We start from the raw sequence: 15,102 nt of genomic DNA on the forward strand, positions 1-15,102 counted from the left end.
AAAAACAAAGGGAAACGTGTATACTATAGATTAAGAAAATTTTGCTGAAATTATGAGGGACGCACGCATGAAGATAATGGTGATCGACGGCAACAGCATACTCAACCGCGCTTTTTACGGCATTCGCCAGCTTTCCAACCACGAAGGCTTGCCGACAAACGGCATTTACGGTTTTTTATCCACGCTGTTCAAACTGCAGGAGGATGAAAAGCCCGACCGTACGGTCGTCTGTTTCGACGTGCGCGAAAAAACCTTTCGCCACCAAAAATTTGAATCCTATAAGGCGACGCGCAAGGGCATGCCGGACGAGCTGGCAGCCCAGCTGCCGGTGCTCAAAGAAGTACTGGACGCCATGGGACTGACGCGCGCCGAGCAACCCGGCTTTGAAGCGGACGATCTGATCGGTACGATCAGCCGCCTTGCGGATGAAAACGGCGACGACTGCGTGATCGTGACCGGCGATAAGGACAGCTTGCAGCTGGTCGGCGGCGGCACGGTCGTCAGTCTGGTATCCACCCGCATGGGGCAGACGACGTACGAACGCTATGATACGGCTAAATTCCATGAAAAATACGGTTTTGACCCCATTCGCCTGATCGATTTGAAGGCGCTGATGGGCGATTCCTCCGATAATATCTCCGGCGTGCCGGGCGTGGGCGAGAAAACGGCGATGCAGCTGATGCATGATTTTGGATCGCTGGAGGCGATCTATGCGCATTTGGACGATCCGAAGATCAAAAAGAGCGTGAAGACCAAGCTCGAAGCGGGCGAGCAGGCCGCGAAGGACAGCTATTGGCTGGCGACCATCGACCGTCAGGCGCCGCTTTCCCTTGATGTCAAGCACTTGCCCGAGGAATTCATGGATGAAGAAGCGTTGTATGCGCTGCTGACGCGGCTGGAATTTAAAAACTTCATCGCCCGACTGGGGCTTTCGGGCGAAACCGCAAAATTCGGACTGCCCGAGGTCGCCGCGGAAGAGTTGACCCGCGCGAGCGAGGCCTTTGCGCTATGCGACGCGCTTGGCGCGGAAGAGGATCCTGTGTTCGCGGTGATCGCGGGAAGCCTCAGTTCGTTCTGCCTGCTTGCGGGGGATACCGCGCACGTGCTGTTCGAGCAGCAATTTGAGCCTGAGGACTGGGACGCGTTGACGGACCGGCTGTTCGACGGCTCAATCTCGCTGGTGCTGCATGATGCGAAGCCGGTATGCCATGCGCTGATGCGCATGGGCAAGGAACCCAAGGGCATTGCATTCGACACCTGCCTTGCCGCCTATCTGCTCGATCCGACGCAGGGAAGCTACGACCTGCCGCGCGTGGCGCTGGCTTACTGCAATACCGAGCTGCCCGAGATCGACTGGGAAGCGGGCCCCTCGCTGCTCGGCGATACCGAAGAGGCGCTTCGCTCAATGGCGGCGCACGCGAACGCCGTGCGCGCGATCTATCAGGAGGCCGAAGCCAAGCTGGAAGAGTGGGGCATGCATGCGCTTTACTTCGATATCGAGCTGCCGCTGATGCATGTGCTGGCGGAGATGGAGGCGCTCGGCTGCGCGGTCGCGCCTGATCAGCTGCGAGCGTTTGGACAAACGCTCGATAAGCGCATCGCGGAGCTGGTCGACGAAATCTACAAGGACGCGGGCGGCGAATTTAACATCAATTCCCCGCGCCAGTTGGGCGAAATTCTGTTTGAGCGTCTGGGCTTGCCCGCGCAGAAAAAGACCAAGACAGGCTATTCCACGAACGTGGAGGTACTGGAAGGGCTGGCGGAGCAGCATCCGATCGTGGGCCGCATTTTGGAGTACCGGCAGCTTTCCAAGCTCAAGAGCACCTATGTGGACGGACTGCTCAAGGTGATCAGCCCGGAGGATGGCCGTATTCATTCGCATTTTCAGCAGACGGTAACGGCGACCGGCCGCCTTTCTTCGACCGACCCCAATTTGCAGAATATCCCCGTGCGCACCGAACTGGGACGGGAACTGCGGCGCATGTTCGTCGCGGGCGACCGGGAGCATGTGCTGATCGACGCGGATTACTCGCAGATCGAGCTGCGCGTTTTGGCGCATATCTCGCAGGACGAAGCCATGACCGAGGCGTTTTTGCATGGACAGGATATTCACACCGCGACCGCGAGCAAGGTGTACCATGTGCCGATCGAGGATGTCACGCCCCAGATGCGTTCCTCCTGTAAGGCGGTTAATTTCGGCATTGTTTACGGTATTTCTGATTTTTCGCTGGCGCAGGATATCGGCGTTTCCCGCAAGCAGGCGGGCGAATTTATCCGCTCGTATCTCGCCACATATCCGGGCGTTGCAAAATATATGGAGGAGATCAAGGAGAGCGCGCGAGAGAAGGGCTATGTCGAGACCCTGTTTGGCCGCCGCCGCGCGCTGCCCGAACTGAAAAGCAAAAACTTCAATATCCGTTCGTTCGGCGAGCGTGTGGCGATGAACACGCCCATACAGGGCACGGCGGCGGATATCATTAAGATTGCCATGGTGCGCGTACACGACCGGCTGCTGCGCGAGGGGCTGAAAAGCCGCTTGATTTTGCAGGTGCACGATGAGCTGATCCTCGAAGCGCCGGTGGAGGAGCGGGACACCGCGATGCGTCTGCTGCGCGAGGAGATGGAAGGCGCGTTTCAAATGACGGCGCCGCTTGTGGCCGAAGCCAAGGCGGGGTTTAGCTGGTACGACGCAAAATAGTTTCGATTGGAACTTCGCTGTTATTCTCCATGAAATGCGCGCTGCGGCGCGGGGGGAAAACATGCGGATGTCATGCAGTGGGAGATACAAAGGATGGACGAGATACTATTTATTTGCACGGGCAATACTTGCCGCAGTCCGATGGCGGAGGGGCTGTTCCGTGCGCGCGGCGGGGAGAAGAAGACGGGGCTGCGCGCCGCGTCCGCGGGCCTGTTTACACAGGATGGGCTGCCCGCATCGGGCACCGCGGTAAAAGCGGCGGCCGAGCGGGGAGCGGATATCGCCGCGCACCGGTCGCGCAGGCTGACCCCGCAGCTAGCGCAGGGAGCGCGCTATCTGGTGTGCATGACGGGCGCGCATTATGATTCGCTTTGCGCGCTTCTGCCGGATCAGGCGGCTAAGATTTTTACGCTGCTGCCCGAGGATGTCTCCGATCCGTTTGGCGGCGATCTGGAGACCTATCGCCGCGCGGCGGCTGAGATCGACCGGGGCGTGCAGGCGGTCATTACCCAGCTGGGTGGGCCGGACGGAGAACTGGGCAAATGAACATCGTATCGATGGAGGAACGGCACCTGCCCGCGCTCGCGGCGATCGAGCGGGCGTGCTTTCACGCGCCGTGGAGCGAGAATGCGCTGCGCGAGGAGCTGGGTTCCGGTATATTTTTGGTGGCGGAGATGAACGGTGCTGCCGTCGGCTATGTCGGCTGCCAAACCGTGATGGATGAGGGGTATATCACCAACGTTGCGACCCTGCCCGAATACCGCCGGAAGGGCGTTGGCTGGGCGCTGGTCGGCGCGCTGCTTTCACGCGCGTGGGCGGCGGGGCTATCGTTTGTCACGCTGGAGGTGCGCGCTTCCAACGCGCCCGCCATCGCCCTTTACGAGGGCTTGGGCTTTGCGCGCGTCGGTGTGCGGCGCGGCTTTTACAATGCCCCCAAAGAGGACGCGGTGCTGATGACGCGGTACAAAAAGGAGAAAGCGGAATGAATATAAAATTCGTGGATGTGGACGACGGCGATCTGCTCGCGCTGGTAGCCGAGCTGGATTTGTTTTTTCATGCGGGGTGGGGCGAAACGGCTGAGCGCTACAAGCAATACCATGTGCTGTCTGGCATGGCCTGCGCCGTGGTCGCATACATAGACGGAAAACCGGCGGGCTGCGGCTGCTGGCGCGCGTACGACGCGGTCACGGCGGAAATAAAGCGCATGTATGTCAGACCCGCATACCGGCGGCAGGGGGTGGCGTGCGCGGTGATAGAGGCTGTGGAGCGGCACGCCGCGAAGAGCGGCTGCCACCGCGCCGTACTGGAAACCGGCGCGGATATGCCGGAAGCCCTCGGGTTTTATAAAAAGAACGGATATCGGGTCGTGCCGAACTACGGCGATTTCATCGGCGATGAGATTTGTGTTTGCATGGAAAAGCCGATTTCCGACGGAACGATGCGATGAGCGCCCTGCAATGCCGATTTGTGGAGCACACGGACGAGGGGCTGGCCTTGCTGTCTCAGGCGCTGGACGACTTTTATTTTGACCGATTCGGCGACGCTTATCTGGATTACCGCCCGCATAACAGCCTGAACGAGCTCGCCGGCGCTGCCATGCTGTACGATGCGGAAACGCCCTGCGGCTGCTGCGGTTGGAAGCCGCTGGATGAGACGACCGCCGAACTCAAGCGCGTGTATGTGCGCCCTGCCTACCGGAAGCAGGGCGCGGCGCGGCAACTGGTCGAAGCGATCGAAACGCAGGTGCGGCAGCTGGGCTATACGCGCACGGTGCTGGAAACCGCGCGGGAAACGCCGGAAGCCGTGGCGTTTTACGAACGGATTGGCTACCGGACGCTGCCGGAGGGCTTCGGCCCTTATGTGGGCGATAGCAACTGTGTGTGCTTGGAAAAGACGCTTTGCGCGGCGAAGTGAGGAGAATAACCATGATCACAGTGTTCAACCGGCAGGAGATATTGCTCACGCGTGAGCAAACGGAGTATGATGACGCGCGGGAAAAGCTGCGTGGCGCGGGGATCGATTACCAAGCCAGATGCCGCGATATGCTGCGCGGCCGAGGAGGCTGCTCCGGCAGAAGCGTGATCGGCCTAAAGCAGGATTACCTGTATGAATTTGTGATCTATGTCCGCCGCGAGGACGCCGAGCGGGCCAGATACGTGATACAGAGATAAAACGAAACGATCGGGTGGAACCATGAGAATTTTAAGCATTGAATCCTCCTGCGATGAAACGGCGGCCGCCGTGATCGAGGATGGACGAACCATTTTGTCCAGCGTAGTGGATACGCAGATCGAAACGCACGCGCTGTACGGCGGCGTTGTGCCCGAGATCGCCTCGCGGCGTCATACCGGGGCCGTGGTGCGCGTGACTGAGGAAGCGCTGCAGCGGGCCAGCATGACAAAGAACGAGGTGGACGCCGTCGCGGCGACCTGCGCGCCCGGCTTGATCGGAGCGCTGCTGGTGGGCGCGAATTTTGGCAAATCGCTCGCGTTCGCGCTGCAAAAGCCCTTTGTGCCGGTGCACCATATCCGTGGCCACATCGCGGCGGTGTATCTGGCGTACCCGGAGCTGAAGCCGCCGTTTTTGACACTGATCGCATCGGGCGGGCACAGCCAGATCGTGATGGTGTGGGACTACACAACGTTTGAGATCTTAGGCGGCACGCGTGACGACGCGGCGGGGGAAGCGTTTGACAAGGTGGCGCGCGTGTTGGGCGTGGGCTACCCCGGCGGGCCGAAGATCGATGAGCTGGCCCAAACGGGCGATCCGACGAAATATAAGCTGCCGCATTCCCAGATCAAGGACGCGCCGCTGGACTTTTCCTTTTCCGGGCTGAAAACCGCCGTGATCAATTTGGCGCATAACGCGGAGCAAAAAGGGGAGGCGCTCGACCGGGAGGCCCTCGCCGCGAGCTTTTGCCGCGCCGTGGTCGATACGCTGGTGCCGCGTCTGGAGCTGGCGGTAAAGCAGTCGGGCGGTAAAAACATCGTTTGCGCGGGCGGTGTGGCGGCTAATTCCTTCCTGCGCGCGGCGCTGACCGATTTGGCCGCGCGGATGGGTTTGGCGCTTTATTTGCCGCCGCTTTCTCTTTGTGGGGACAACGCCGCCATGATCGGCAGTCAGGCATATTATGAGTTTCTTGCAGGAAATACGGGCACGACCCTGCAAAATGCTTTCGCTACTGCGGAAATCGGTGAAAATGTTTGTATAAAACGATAGGCAAAAAGCCCTTTTCAAAGGGGCGTTTTTGCGGTAGAATAGAAGTGGTTTCTGTCAACAGAAACCACTTCTATTTGTTTATGGGCACGGCAGGCTAGCCTGCCGTGGAGAAGGCTGTGGAAGCCGCAACCGTTCCCGCTTGCATGCGCGGCGGGAAAAAGTTTAGAGGAGCGAACTGAGTTTTATGGGTATGACAATCGCGCAAAAAATCCTGAAGGCGCATCTAGTGGATGGCGAAATGGCGGTAGGGCAGGAGATCGGCCTGCGGATCGACCAAACGCTGACGCAGGACGCCACGGGCACCATGGCTTACTTACAGTTTGAAGCAATGGGCGTGGATCAGGTAAAGACCGAGCGGTCGGTCGCGTATATCGACCACAATACCTTGCAGTCCGGCTTTGAAAACGCGGACGACCACAAGTATATCGGATCGGTCGCGAAAAAGCACGGTATTTACTATTCCAAGGCAGGTAACGGCATCTGCCATCAGGTCCATCTGGAGCGCTTCGGCGCGCCGGGCAAAACGCTGATCGGCTCGGACAGCCACACGCCGACGGGCGGCGGCATCGGCATGCTCGCGTTCGGCGCGGGCGGTCTGGACGTGGCGGTCGCCATGGGCGGCGGCGCCTATTACATTCCAATGCCGAAAATGGTCAAGGTGTACTTAAACGGTAAGCTGCGTCCGTGGGTATCCGCGAAGGATATCATCCTCGACGTGCTGCGTCAGATGACCGTCAAGGGCGGCGTCGGCAAAATCATCGAATACGTGGGCGACGGCGTAAAGACGCTGTCCGTGCCCGAGCGCGCGACCATTACCAACATGGGCGCGGAGCTTGGCGCGACGACTTCTGTTTTCCCTTCCGACGAGGAAACCCGGCGCTTTCTGGAAGCACAGGGACGGGGCGACGTATGGGTGCCGCTAAGCTCGGACCCGGACGCCGAGTATGATGAAGAATACACGGTGGACCTGTCCATGCTGGAGCCGCAGGCGGCAAAGCCGCACATGCCGGACAATGTGCAGAAGGTCACGGAGATCGGGCCGATCAAGGTTAACCAGTGCTGCATCGGCTCGTGCACCAATTCTTCCTATTACGATATGATGAAGGTCGCCGCCATTTTGAAGGGCAAGACCGTTCACCCGGACGTGAGCCTGACGATCTCGCCCGGCTCCAAGCAGGTTTTCGATATGCTGGCGAAAAACGGCGCGCTTTCCGATATTATTTCAGCCGGTGCGCGCATTCTTGAATGCGCCTGCGGTCCCTGCATCGGCATGGGCCAGTCGCCCGAGTCGGGCGGCGTCAGCCTGCGCACCTTCAACCGCAATTTTGAAGGCCGTTCCGGCACGCAGGACGCGCAGATCTATCTGGTTTCGCCCGAGGTCGCGGCGGCTTCCGCCCTGACCGGCGTGCTGACCGATCCGCGCACGCTGGGCGAAATGCCTGCAATAGAGATGCCGGAGCATTTCGACGTCAACGATAACCTTATCGTGAAGCCCGCCGAAGATCCGTCCGCCGTCGAAGTCGTGCGCGGCCCCAACATCAAGCCCTTCCCGCTGGGTCAGACGCTGGAAGCCTCGTACACCGGCAAGATCGTTTTGAAAACCGATGATAATATCACGACCGACCACATTCTGCCAGCGGGCGCCAAGCTTTTGCCGTACCGCTCGAATGTGCCGTACTATTCCAGCTATTGCTTTATCAATGTCGATCCCGAATTCCCGCAGCGCTGCAAGGCGCAGGGCGGCGGTATCATCGTGGGCGGCGCGAATTACGGGCAGGGCTCCTCGCGCGAGCACGCGGCGCTGGTGCCGCTCTATCTGGGGGTTAAGGCCGTGCTGTGCAAGTCCTTCGCGCGCATTCACAAGGCAAATCTGGTCAACTCCGGCATTTTGCCGCTGACCTTTGCGGACCCTGCCGATTACGATGCCGTGGGTCTGGCGGACGAGATCACGCTGCCCCATGTGCGCGAGGAGATCGAAAGCGGCGCGCAGGTAACGGTACAGTGCGGCGGCCGCACCTTTAAGGCCGACTGCGAGGTATCGGACCGTCAGCGCGGCGCGTTGCTCGCGGGCGGCACGCTCAATTTTGCCAAGCAGCAAAATGCGTAAAACCTGAAAACTTGACAGATCACTGAAAACTTGTTAAAATAATATCAATATAGTGGAAGGATACAGACCATGTCTATTGACCAGTCCATCATCAAAAAATTTGAAGCAGTCGTCGAAAGCCAGCTGAGGCGCATCGAAGAAATGAAGGCGCAGGACGACTTTATCGATTACCAGAAGCTAGACAAACTTATCATCGGCGTTTGCGGGGGCGACGGCATCGGCCCCATGATCACCGCGATGTCCCAGCACGCGCTTGAGGTGCTGCTGGCGGACAAGGTAAAGGCCGGCAAGATTGAATTCCGCGTGATCGACGGCCTGACCATCGAGCGCCGCGCCGAGCTTGGCTGCGCGATCCCGCCGGATACGCTGGAAGAACTCAAGAAGTGCCACGTCATCCTCAAGGGGCCGACCACCACGCCGCGCAAGGGCGATCCGTGGCCCAATGTGGAATCCGCGAACGTTGCCATGCGCAAGGCGCTGGACCTTTTTGCGAATGTGCGTCCAGTCAAGGTGCCCGAGCTGGGCATCGATTGGACCTTCTACCGCGAAAACACCGAGGGCGGCTACGCCGTCGGCTCGCAGGGCGTTCAAATCGCGGACGACCTGTTCCTTGATTTTACCGTTGCAACCGCGCAGGGCTGTGAGCGCATCGCGCGTTTGGCCTTTGACTATGCGGCAAAGACTGGCAAAAACCGCGTTTCCTGCGTGACCAAGGCGAATATTATCAAAACCACGGATGGCAAATTCCTTGATACCTGCCAGCGTGTGGCGCAGGAATATCCGCAGGTCGTGTTCGATGATTGGTATATCGACATCATGACCGCAAAGCTGCTGGATGAAAAGCGCCGCCGCGACTTTAAGGTCGTTGTGCTGCCCAACCTCTACGGCGATATCATCACCGACGAGGCTGCCGAAATCCAAGGCGGCGTGGGCACGGCGGGTTCTGCCAATATCGGCAAGCGCTACGCCATGTTCGAGGCCATTCACGGTTCCGCGCCCCGCATGGTGCAGGAAGGCCGCGCGCAGTACGCCGATCCGTCGTCCGTTTTGCGCGCCTCCGTCATGCTGCTGGAGCACATCGGCGAGGTGGAGCTGGCGAAAAAGCTTGAGCGCGCGCTCGACATCTGCATTTTTGAAGAGAAGAAATACGTGGTCACCGGCCGTGATACCGGCTGCACCGCGCAGGAATTCACCGATTACGTGCTGGAGACTGTGTCTGCCCTGTAATCGTGTGGCCGGGAGAGAGGATGAGTGCCTGTGGAACGCAAGCAAGAAGTATCAAAAGCAGTGATCCGGCGCTTGCCTCGTTATTACCGCAACATCAGCGAGCTCAAGGGCGAAGGCGTACAGCGCATTTCCTCCCGCGCGCTCGCCGAGCGTATGGGGTTGACCGCATCGCAGATCCGGCAGGACTTTAACTGCTTCGGCGGTTTTGGCCAGCAAGGCTACGGCTACAATGTCGATAAGCTGTTGGAGGAGCTGGGCGCGATTCTCGGCCTGCAGGATCAGCGCACCGCTATTCTGATCGGCGCGGGCAATCTGGGCCGCGCGCTGCTCAATAACTTCGATTTTGCCGCGAGCGGTTTTCGCCTGCTCTGTGCGTTTGACGCCGATCCGGAGCTGGTCGGCCGTAAGTTCGGCGGCCATGAGGTACGCGACGCATCGGGCTTGTTCGACTATGTCGCCCGGCGGGGGCCCGATGTTGCCGTGCTGACGATTCCGCGCGGACGCTCGCCCGAATTGGCGCGCGATCTGGTCGATCACGGGATCAGCGGCCTGTGGAACTTCACGGGAGAGGATTTGCATCTGGAAGGTCTGGGCATTCCGGTGGAAAACGTGCACCTGTCCGACAGTCTGATGACGCTTTGTCATTTGATCGGTCAGGAAAAACAAGAATAACAAAACGCCAACCTTATCGGTGCAGTTTATGCCCGATAAGGTTGGCGTTTTTCTTATAAAAGGAGAAACTTGACCGCGCTACGCTGTTCGCCGATCTGTCCGTCGAGGAAGATCTCCCACGTATCCGCGCCAGCCGAACGGTATTCGGAGGACGAACCGATTGTGCGCCATGGAAAATAATAAGCCGCCAGCCGGTTGCCGAGCATTCGCTGTATAAATAAGCCGTTTTGCATGCAGCAGGATAGCACGGCGGCGTCCTCGCTCGCTTTTTTGCGGCGGAAAAACGCCGGGCGAAGATAGCGCCAATGGCATTCACGGATTTCGGGTCCAAGCCGGTAAGCGTCCAAGGCGAACTGATAAAGCGCATAGTGCTCGTTCGCCAGCGCGCTGGGGCGCGGGTGGGCCTCGGCGGCTTGCCGGCAATCAAAATCCATTGGCAGCCCAAGCAGCGTGTGCAGCGCGGGTAGAAAAAGATCAAGCGTGGTTCGGTTGAAAGCCGCCGAAGAGCAGTGGATCGCGCCGCCGTCCGACCAGTAAAGGTCAAGGCGGCTATAGAGCAGCTCGGTGATCAGCGCGGCGTAACGAAGCTGATCCCGCCGGATGCAGACCGGTGTGATCCCTGTATCGCCTTCGCGGCAGAGCAGCAGAATCTCGCCGTCGCGAACCGCCAGCATATATTCGACGCTCTTCTTTTGGTAGGGCAGCGCGGGCACGAACAGGAGATGCTCCAGTGACAATCCCTGCTTCAGCCAGAACTCTAAATGCGGGCGGTAGAGGGGCTGGATCTCTCCCTCGTCCCAGATGCGTACCGGCCAATCCCGCAGCGTCGGCGCGCCGTCGATCTTTTCTATCATAGCAGTATCCTTTGTCTTAGATCTTTTCAAGCACGTACGGCGTCGTCTGGTAAACGTAGTAATTGAGCCAGTTGGTGTAGAATAGGTATGCGGTGGATTTCCATGTGACCAGAATCTCGTTCGTGGGGTCGTCGTTGCGGAAATAGTGGCGCGGCACCTGCGGGGTCATGCCTTTGGCGAGGTCGCGCTCGTATTCCAGCTTTAAGGTGTCCGAATCGTATTCGGAATGACCAAGCACATAAATCTGCCGACCGTTCATGGCTTCGACGATGTAAACGCCGGCCTCGTTCGATTCAGCCAGCAGGCGCAGCCGGTCGTCCGCGCGGATATCCTCTGCCCGAATCTCGGTGTGCCGGGAGTGCGGCGCCCAAAAGACATTGTCGAACCCGCGCATGAGCGGTTCCTTGGGGTAAAGCACATGGTGCTGGAACACGCCGGACATCTTTTGCGGCAGCGGATATTTGGGCACGCCGTAATGGTGGTATAGGCCCGCCTGCGCGCCCCAGCAAATGTGCAGGGTGGAATGCACGTGCGATTTGGACCAGTCCATGATCTCGCACAGCTCATCCCAGTAATCGACCTCTTCAAACGCCATGTTTTCAATCGGCGCGCCGGTGATGATAAAGCCGTCGTACTTTAAATGACGGATGTCGTCAAAGGTTTTATAAAAGGTAAGTAAATGATCCTCCGGCGTGTTTTTGGACTGATAGGACTTGGTTTGGATCAGATCGACCTCGATCTGGAGCGGGGTGTTGGACAGGCAGCGCAAGATCTGCGTTTCCGTCACGATCTTCAACGGCATCAGGTTGAGCAGCGCGATGCGCAGCGGCCGGATATCCTGCGTCATGGCGCGGTGTTCGGTCATGACAAAAATATTTTCGCTTTCTAAAATGGCGCGCGCCGGCAGGCTGTCGGCTATTTTGATCGGCAAGCGGAGTCCCTCCTTTGCAAATGCGGTATTATCTACCTGTGATTATAGCAGAATGTGAACCTGTTCACAAGTATCACGGTCATAAATCCGGCCGCCCCTTCATAGGTTTGTCCTATGAGGAGGGACGTTTATGGACATGGACGGGGCCAGAGGCCTGAGCAGCGCGGAAGTGGAAAAATCGCGGCAGAAGCACGGCGCAAACGAACTGACACAGGGAGAAAGGCAGAGCTTTCTTCGGCAGTTTTTAGCGAGCTTCGGCGATCCGATCATAAAGATCCTGCTCGCCGCGCTGGCGATCAACGTAATTCTATTGTTTCGGGAGGCAAATTGGTTTGAATCGGTCGGCATTGCGCTGGCGATCTTTTTGGCGACGTTTGTATCAACGCTTTCGGAATACGGCAGCGAGTCGGCTTTTTTAAAGCTGCAAGAGGAGGCCGCCGCCGCGCGGTGCCGGGTACGGCGCAGCGGGTTGGTGACCGAAATACCGATCGGCGAGCTGGTGGTGGGCGATATCGTGCTGCTGCAAGCGGGGGAAGGGATTCCCGCGGATGGCAGGCTGGTTTCGGGCTGGCTTTCGGTCGATCAGTCGGCGCTCAACGGCGAAAGCGCCGAGCAGCGTAAAACGCCGGGCGGCGCAGAAAAGGATTTTCTGTCGCCCAGCGGCTTGTTTCGCGGCGCGATCGTCTGCGCGGGCGACGGCGTGATGTGTGTGACCAGCGTGGGCGACAGCACATTCTATGGCAGCATGGCGCGCGAAATGCAGGAGAGCACGCGGGAAAGCCCGCTCAAGGTCCGTTTGGAAAAGCTGGCCGGGGTGCTCAGCAAGATCGGCCTTGCGGCCGGGTTGTTTGTCGCGGGCGCCGACCTATTTAACTCTTTCTTTCTAAGCTGCGATATGGACCCGGCGCTGATTGCCATGCAGTTTCAAAATCCGGGCGCGGTGATCGGCCATGTGCTGCACGCGGCGACACTGGCGATCACGGTCGTCGTGGTGGCTGTGCCCGAAGGCTTGCCGATGATGATCACGGTCGTGCTATCCTCTAATATGAAGCGCATGCTGCGCGACCATGTGCTGGTGCGCAAGCTGGTCGGTATTGAAACGTCGGGCAGCCTGAATATCTTGTTTACCGACAAAACGGGCACGCTGACGCGCGGCAAGCTCAAGGTGTCCGGCTTTGTCTGCGGCAACGGGCAGCGGTTTGAAAATCTGGCGCAGATGAAGCGCCACCGCGCGCTGTGGGAGCAGTTTGCGCTTTGCTGCTACTATAATAACGCCGCCGCGCTTTCCGGGAAACGGGCGCTCGGCGGCAACGCGACCGATCGGGCGCTGCTCGAGGCGGTTGCGCCGGTACCCGCGCAAATCGAGGGCCGTCTTAAGACGGTCGGCGTACCGTTTGATTCGACGCGAAAATTTTCATCGGTACGGCTGGGCGGCGCGGGCGCGGTGTCGCTGGTCAAGGGGGCGCCGGAAAAATTGCTGCCCGCGTGCGTATCTTATTTAGATGAGCAGGGGGCGAGACACACCCTTGCCTCCAAGGCCGCGTTGGAAGCGGAGTGGCGCGGCATGACGAATAAGGCCATGCGCGTGTTGGCGCTCGCCGTGGCCGATCATCCGGTAAACGGTGAAAGCGACCTGCGCGGGCTGACACTGATCGGCCTTGTCGGAATCCGGGACGAGCTGCGGCGCGAAGCGCCGGCCGCAATCCGCGAGGCGCAGCAGGCGGGCATTCAGATCGTTATGATCACTGGTGATAACCGCGAGACCGCCGCGGCCATTGCGGCGGACGCCGGACTGCTCGACCGGACGGATAGCCTGATCGTGACCAGCGCGGAGTTGCAGCGCATGAGCGATGACGAATTGACGCGACGGTTGCCGTCGCTGCGCGTTGTCGCGCGCGCGTTGCCGACGGATAAAAGCAGACTGGTGCGCGTGGCGCAGCAATGCGGGTTGGTAGCCGGTATGACAGGCGACGGTATCAACGACGCGCCGGCGCTCAAGAAAGCCGATGTCGGTTTTGCCATGGGCAGCGGCACCGAGGTGGCGAAGGAAGCGGGCGATATTGTTGTGATGGACGACAACTTCGCGTCGATCACGCGCGCCGTGCTTTATGGAAGAACGATCTTTAAAAGCATTCGCAAGTTCGTCATCTTCCAGCTTACCATGAATCTGTGCGCGGTCGGCGTTTCAATCGTGGGGCCGTTTCTGCAAATCGATACCCCGGTCACCGTGGTGCAGATGCTTTGGATCAATATCATCATGGATACATTGGCCGGTCTGGCATTCGCGGGCGAACCGCCTTTGCCGGAATATATGAAGGAGAAACCCAAAAAGAGAGACGAGCCGGTGCTCAATCCTTATATGCTGCATCAGATACTATGGATGGGCATCTACACCATCGCGCTTTGCTTGGCGTTTTTGAAGCTGCCGGTCTTTCAGGATCTGTACCGCCAATCCGCCGGACCGATCTACTTGCAAACCGGTTTCTTTACGCTGTTCATCCTATGCGGCGTGTGCAACAGCTTCAATACAAGAACGTATCGCTTGAACCTGATGGCCAACCTGCAAAGAAACACCCTGTTCACCGCCATCATGGGCGCGGTCGTGCTGATACAGGTCGGTCTAGTCTATTGGGGCGGTACGCTGTTCCGCACCGCGCCGCTGACCATGGGGGAGCTGGCGCTTGTCGCACTGCTGTCGCTGACCGTGGTGCCGGTGGACTTGATACGAAAGGCCGCGCTGCGCGCCAAAGGGATGCGGGGATCGATTTAAAATACGGAAAGTGCCGCCGTGAAAACGGCGGCATTTTTCCTGTCGAAATAGGGCTGAGAGAAAAATGAAAAAAATTTGGGAAAAGTGTTGACAAAAGGAGGGGTGTGCGATATACTAAGTAAGCTGCTTCTGAGAGAGCGGCGGCGAGGAACTAAGCAAGACTTTGAAAACGAAAAAAGTTGAAAAAAGTTCTTGACAAACGGTTCCGAACCTGATATACTAAATAAGCTGTCACCGAGAAACGAAAGAGCCTGAAAAGTTCTGAAAACTCTCCGAAACAGCGAAAAGCCATTGCTTAATGAAGCGGAAGGCACCTTGGTAAATCTCCTTAAGAGATTTACACGCGGTCCAATTTTCCGCTGAAAGCAAAGGAAAATTGCACCTTGTAAATTAAACAACGAGAAAGCTTGACTGCATCGGTTGAAAGACTGGTGTAGGAATGTGAACCTGAAAATTCTTTTAAGAGTAAACACTCTATAAAGTAAATCGGTGGACATATGGAACTCCACTTAAAACAAACCATATCGTCAGACTCTAAGAAGTCGATTAATCGAGCTTCGGCTCTTTTGATACAATTTTTAGAGAGTTTGATCCTGGCTCAGGATGAACGCTGGCGGCGTGCCT

General features: G+C 58.4%; 13 protein-coding genes. 11 read left to right on the plus strand and 2 right to left on the minus strand.

All coding sequences use genetic code 11. The features are described from left to right. Positions 1-67: 67 nt before the first annotated feature. The 10 genes from polA (at position 68) to NE562_RS04310 (ending at position 9,923) form a co-directional block, all read left to right on the plus strand. The gene (gene polA / locus NE562_RS04265) at positions 68-2,698 is read left to right on the plus strand and encodes a DNA polymerase I (protein WP_280961161.1); all 2,631 of its coding nucleotides are present in this window, start codon (positions 68-70) and stop codon (positions 2,696-2,698) included. A 93-nt stretch (positions 2,699-2,791) separates the two neighbouring features. After that, positions 2,792-3,244, plus strand: a complete 453-nt coding sequence (locus NE562_RS04270; protein WP_280961162.1) for a low molecular weight protein arginine phosphatase — start codon at positions 2,792-2,794, stop codon at positions 3,242-3,244. Further along, positions 3,241-3,684: a ribosomal protein S18-alanine N-acetyltransferase gene (gene rimI, locus NE562_RS04275; protein ID WP_280961163.1), complete on the plus strand. Its 444-nt coding sequence runs from the start codon at positions 3,241-3,243 to the stop codon at positions 3,682-3,684. Before NE562_RS04270 ends, rimI begins: the two co-directional genes overlap by 4 nt. Then, a complete protein-coding gene (locus tag NE562_RS04280) occupies positions 3,681-4,145 on the plus strand; it encodes a GNAT family N-acetyltransferase (protein ID WP_280961164.1) in 465 nt (154 codons plus the stop codon). The genes rimI and NE562_RS04280 overlap by 4 nt, the downstream gene beginning before the upstream one ends. Then, positions 4,142-4,612 (plus strand): GNAT family N-acetyltransferase, encoded by a 471-nt coding sequence (locus tag NE562_RS04285; RefSeq protein ID WP_280961165.1) that lies wholly within the window; start codon positions 4,142-4,144, stop codon positions 4,610-4,612. Before NE562_RS04280 ends, NE562_RS04285 begins: the two co-directional genes overlap by 4 nt. Positions 4,613-4,623: 11 nt before the next feature. After that, complete coding sequence (locus tag NE562_RS04290) at positions 4,624-4,869, plus strand: hypothetical protein (RefSeq protein WP_280961166.1); 246 nt, start codon at positions 4,624-4,626, stop codon at positions 4,867-4,869. 22 nt (positions 4,870-4,891) lie between these two features. Continuing rightward, positions 4,892-5,917: a tRNA (adenosine(37)-N6)-threonylcarbamoyltransferase complex transferase subunit TsaD gene (gene tsaD / locus NE562_RS04295; RefSeq protein WP_280961167.1), complete on the plus strand. Its 1,026-nt coding sequence runs from the start codon at positions 4,892-4,894 to the stop codon at positions 5,915-5,917. 184 nt (positions 5,918-6,101) lie between these two features. Beyond that, positions 6,102-8,024: an aconitate hydratase gene (locus tag NE562_RS04300; RefSeq protein WP_280961168.1), complete on the plus strand. Its 1,923-nt coding sequence runs from the start codon at positions 6,102-6,104 to the stop codon at positions 8,022-8,024. Between the two features lie 69 nt (positions 8,025-8,093). Next, positions 8,094-9,251, plus strand: a complete 1,158-nt coding sequence (locus NE562_RS04305) for an isocitrate/isopropylmalate family dehydrogenase (protein WP_280961169.1) — start codon at positions 8,094-8,096, stop codon at positions 9,249-9,251. A gap of 30 nt (positions 9,252-9,281) precedes the next feature. Next, entirely contained in the window at positions 9,282-9,923 is a 642-nt protein-coding gene (locus tag NE562_RS04310) for a redox-sensing transcriptional repressor Rex (RefSeq protein ID WP_280961170.1), read from the plus strand. 53 nt (positions 9,924-9,976) lie between these two features. On the opposite strand, the gene NE562_RS04315 is transcribed toward NE562_RS04310, so the two are convergent. Both NE562_RS04315 and metA read right to left on the minus strand, forming a co-directional pair. Next, the gene (locus NE562_RS04315) at positions 9,977-10,777 is read right to left on the minus strand and encodes a hypothetical protein (RefSeq protein WP_280961171.1); all 801 of its coding nucleotides are present in this window, start codon (positions 10,775-10,777) and stop codon (positions 9,977-9,979) included. Between the two features lie 16 nt (positions 10,778-10,793). Beyond that, entirely contained in the window at positions 10,794-11,708 is a 915-nt protein-coding gene (metA, locus tag NE562_RS04320) for a homoserine O-acetyltransferase MetA (RefSeq protein WP_280961172.1), read from the minus strand. A 130-nt stretch (positions 11,709-11,838) separates the two neighbouring features. Here metA and NE562_RS04325 point away from each other — a divergent pair, with 130 nt between their 5' ends. Further along, the gene (locus NE562_RS04325) at positions 11,839-14,478 is read left to right on the plus strand and encodes a calcium-translocating P-type ATPase, PMCA-type (RefSeq protein ID WP_280961173.1); all 2,640 of its coding nucleotides are present in this window, start codon (positions 11,839-11,841) and stop codon (positions 14,476-14,478) included. Positions 14,479-15,102: the final 624 nt, after the last annotated feature.

Origin of the sequence: Butyricicoccus faecihominis (genome assembly GCF_024462775.1) — a bacterium.
Lineage (GTDB): Bacteria > Bacillota > Clostridia > Oscillospirales > Butyricicoccaceae > Agathobaculum > Agathobaculum faecihominis_A.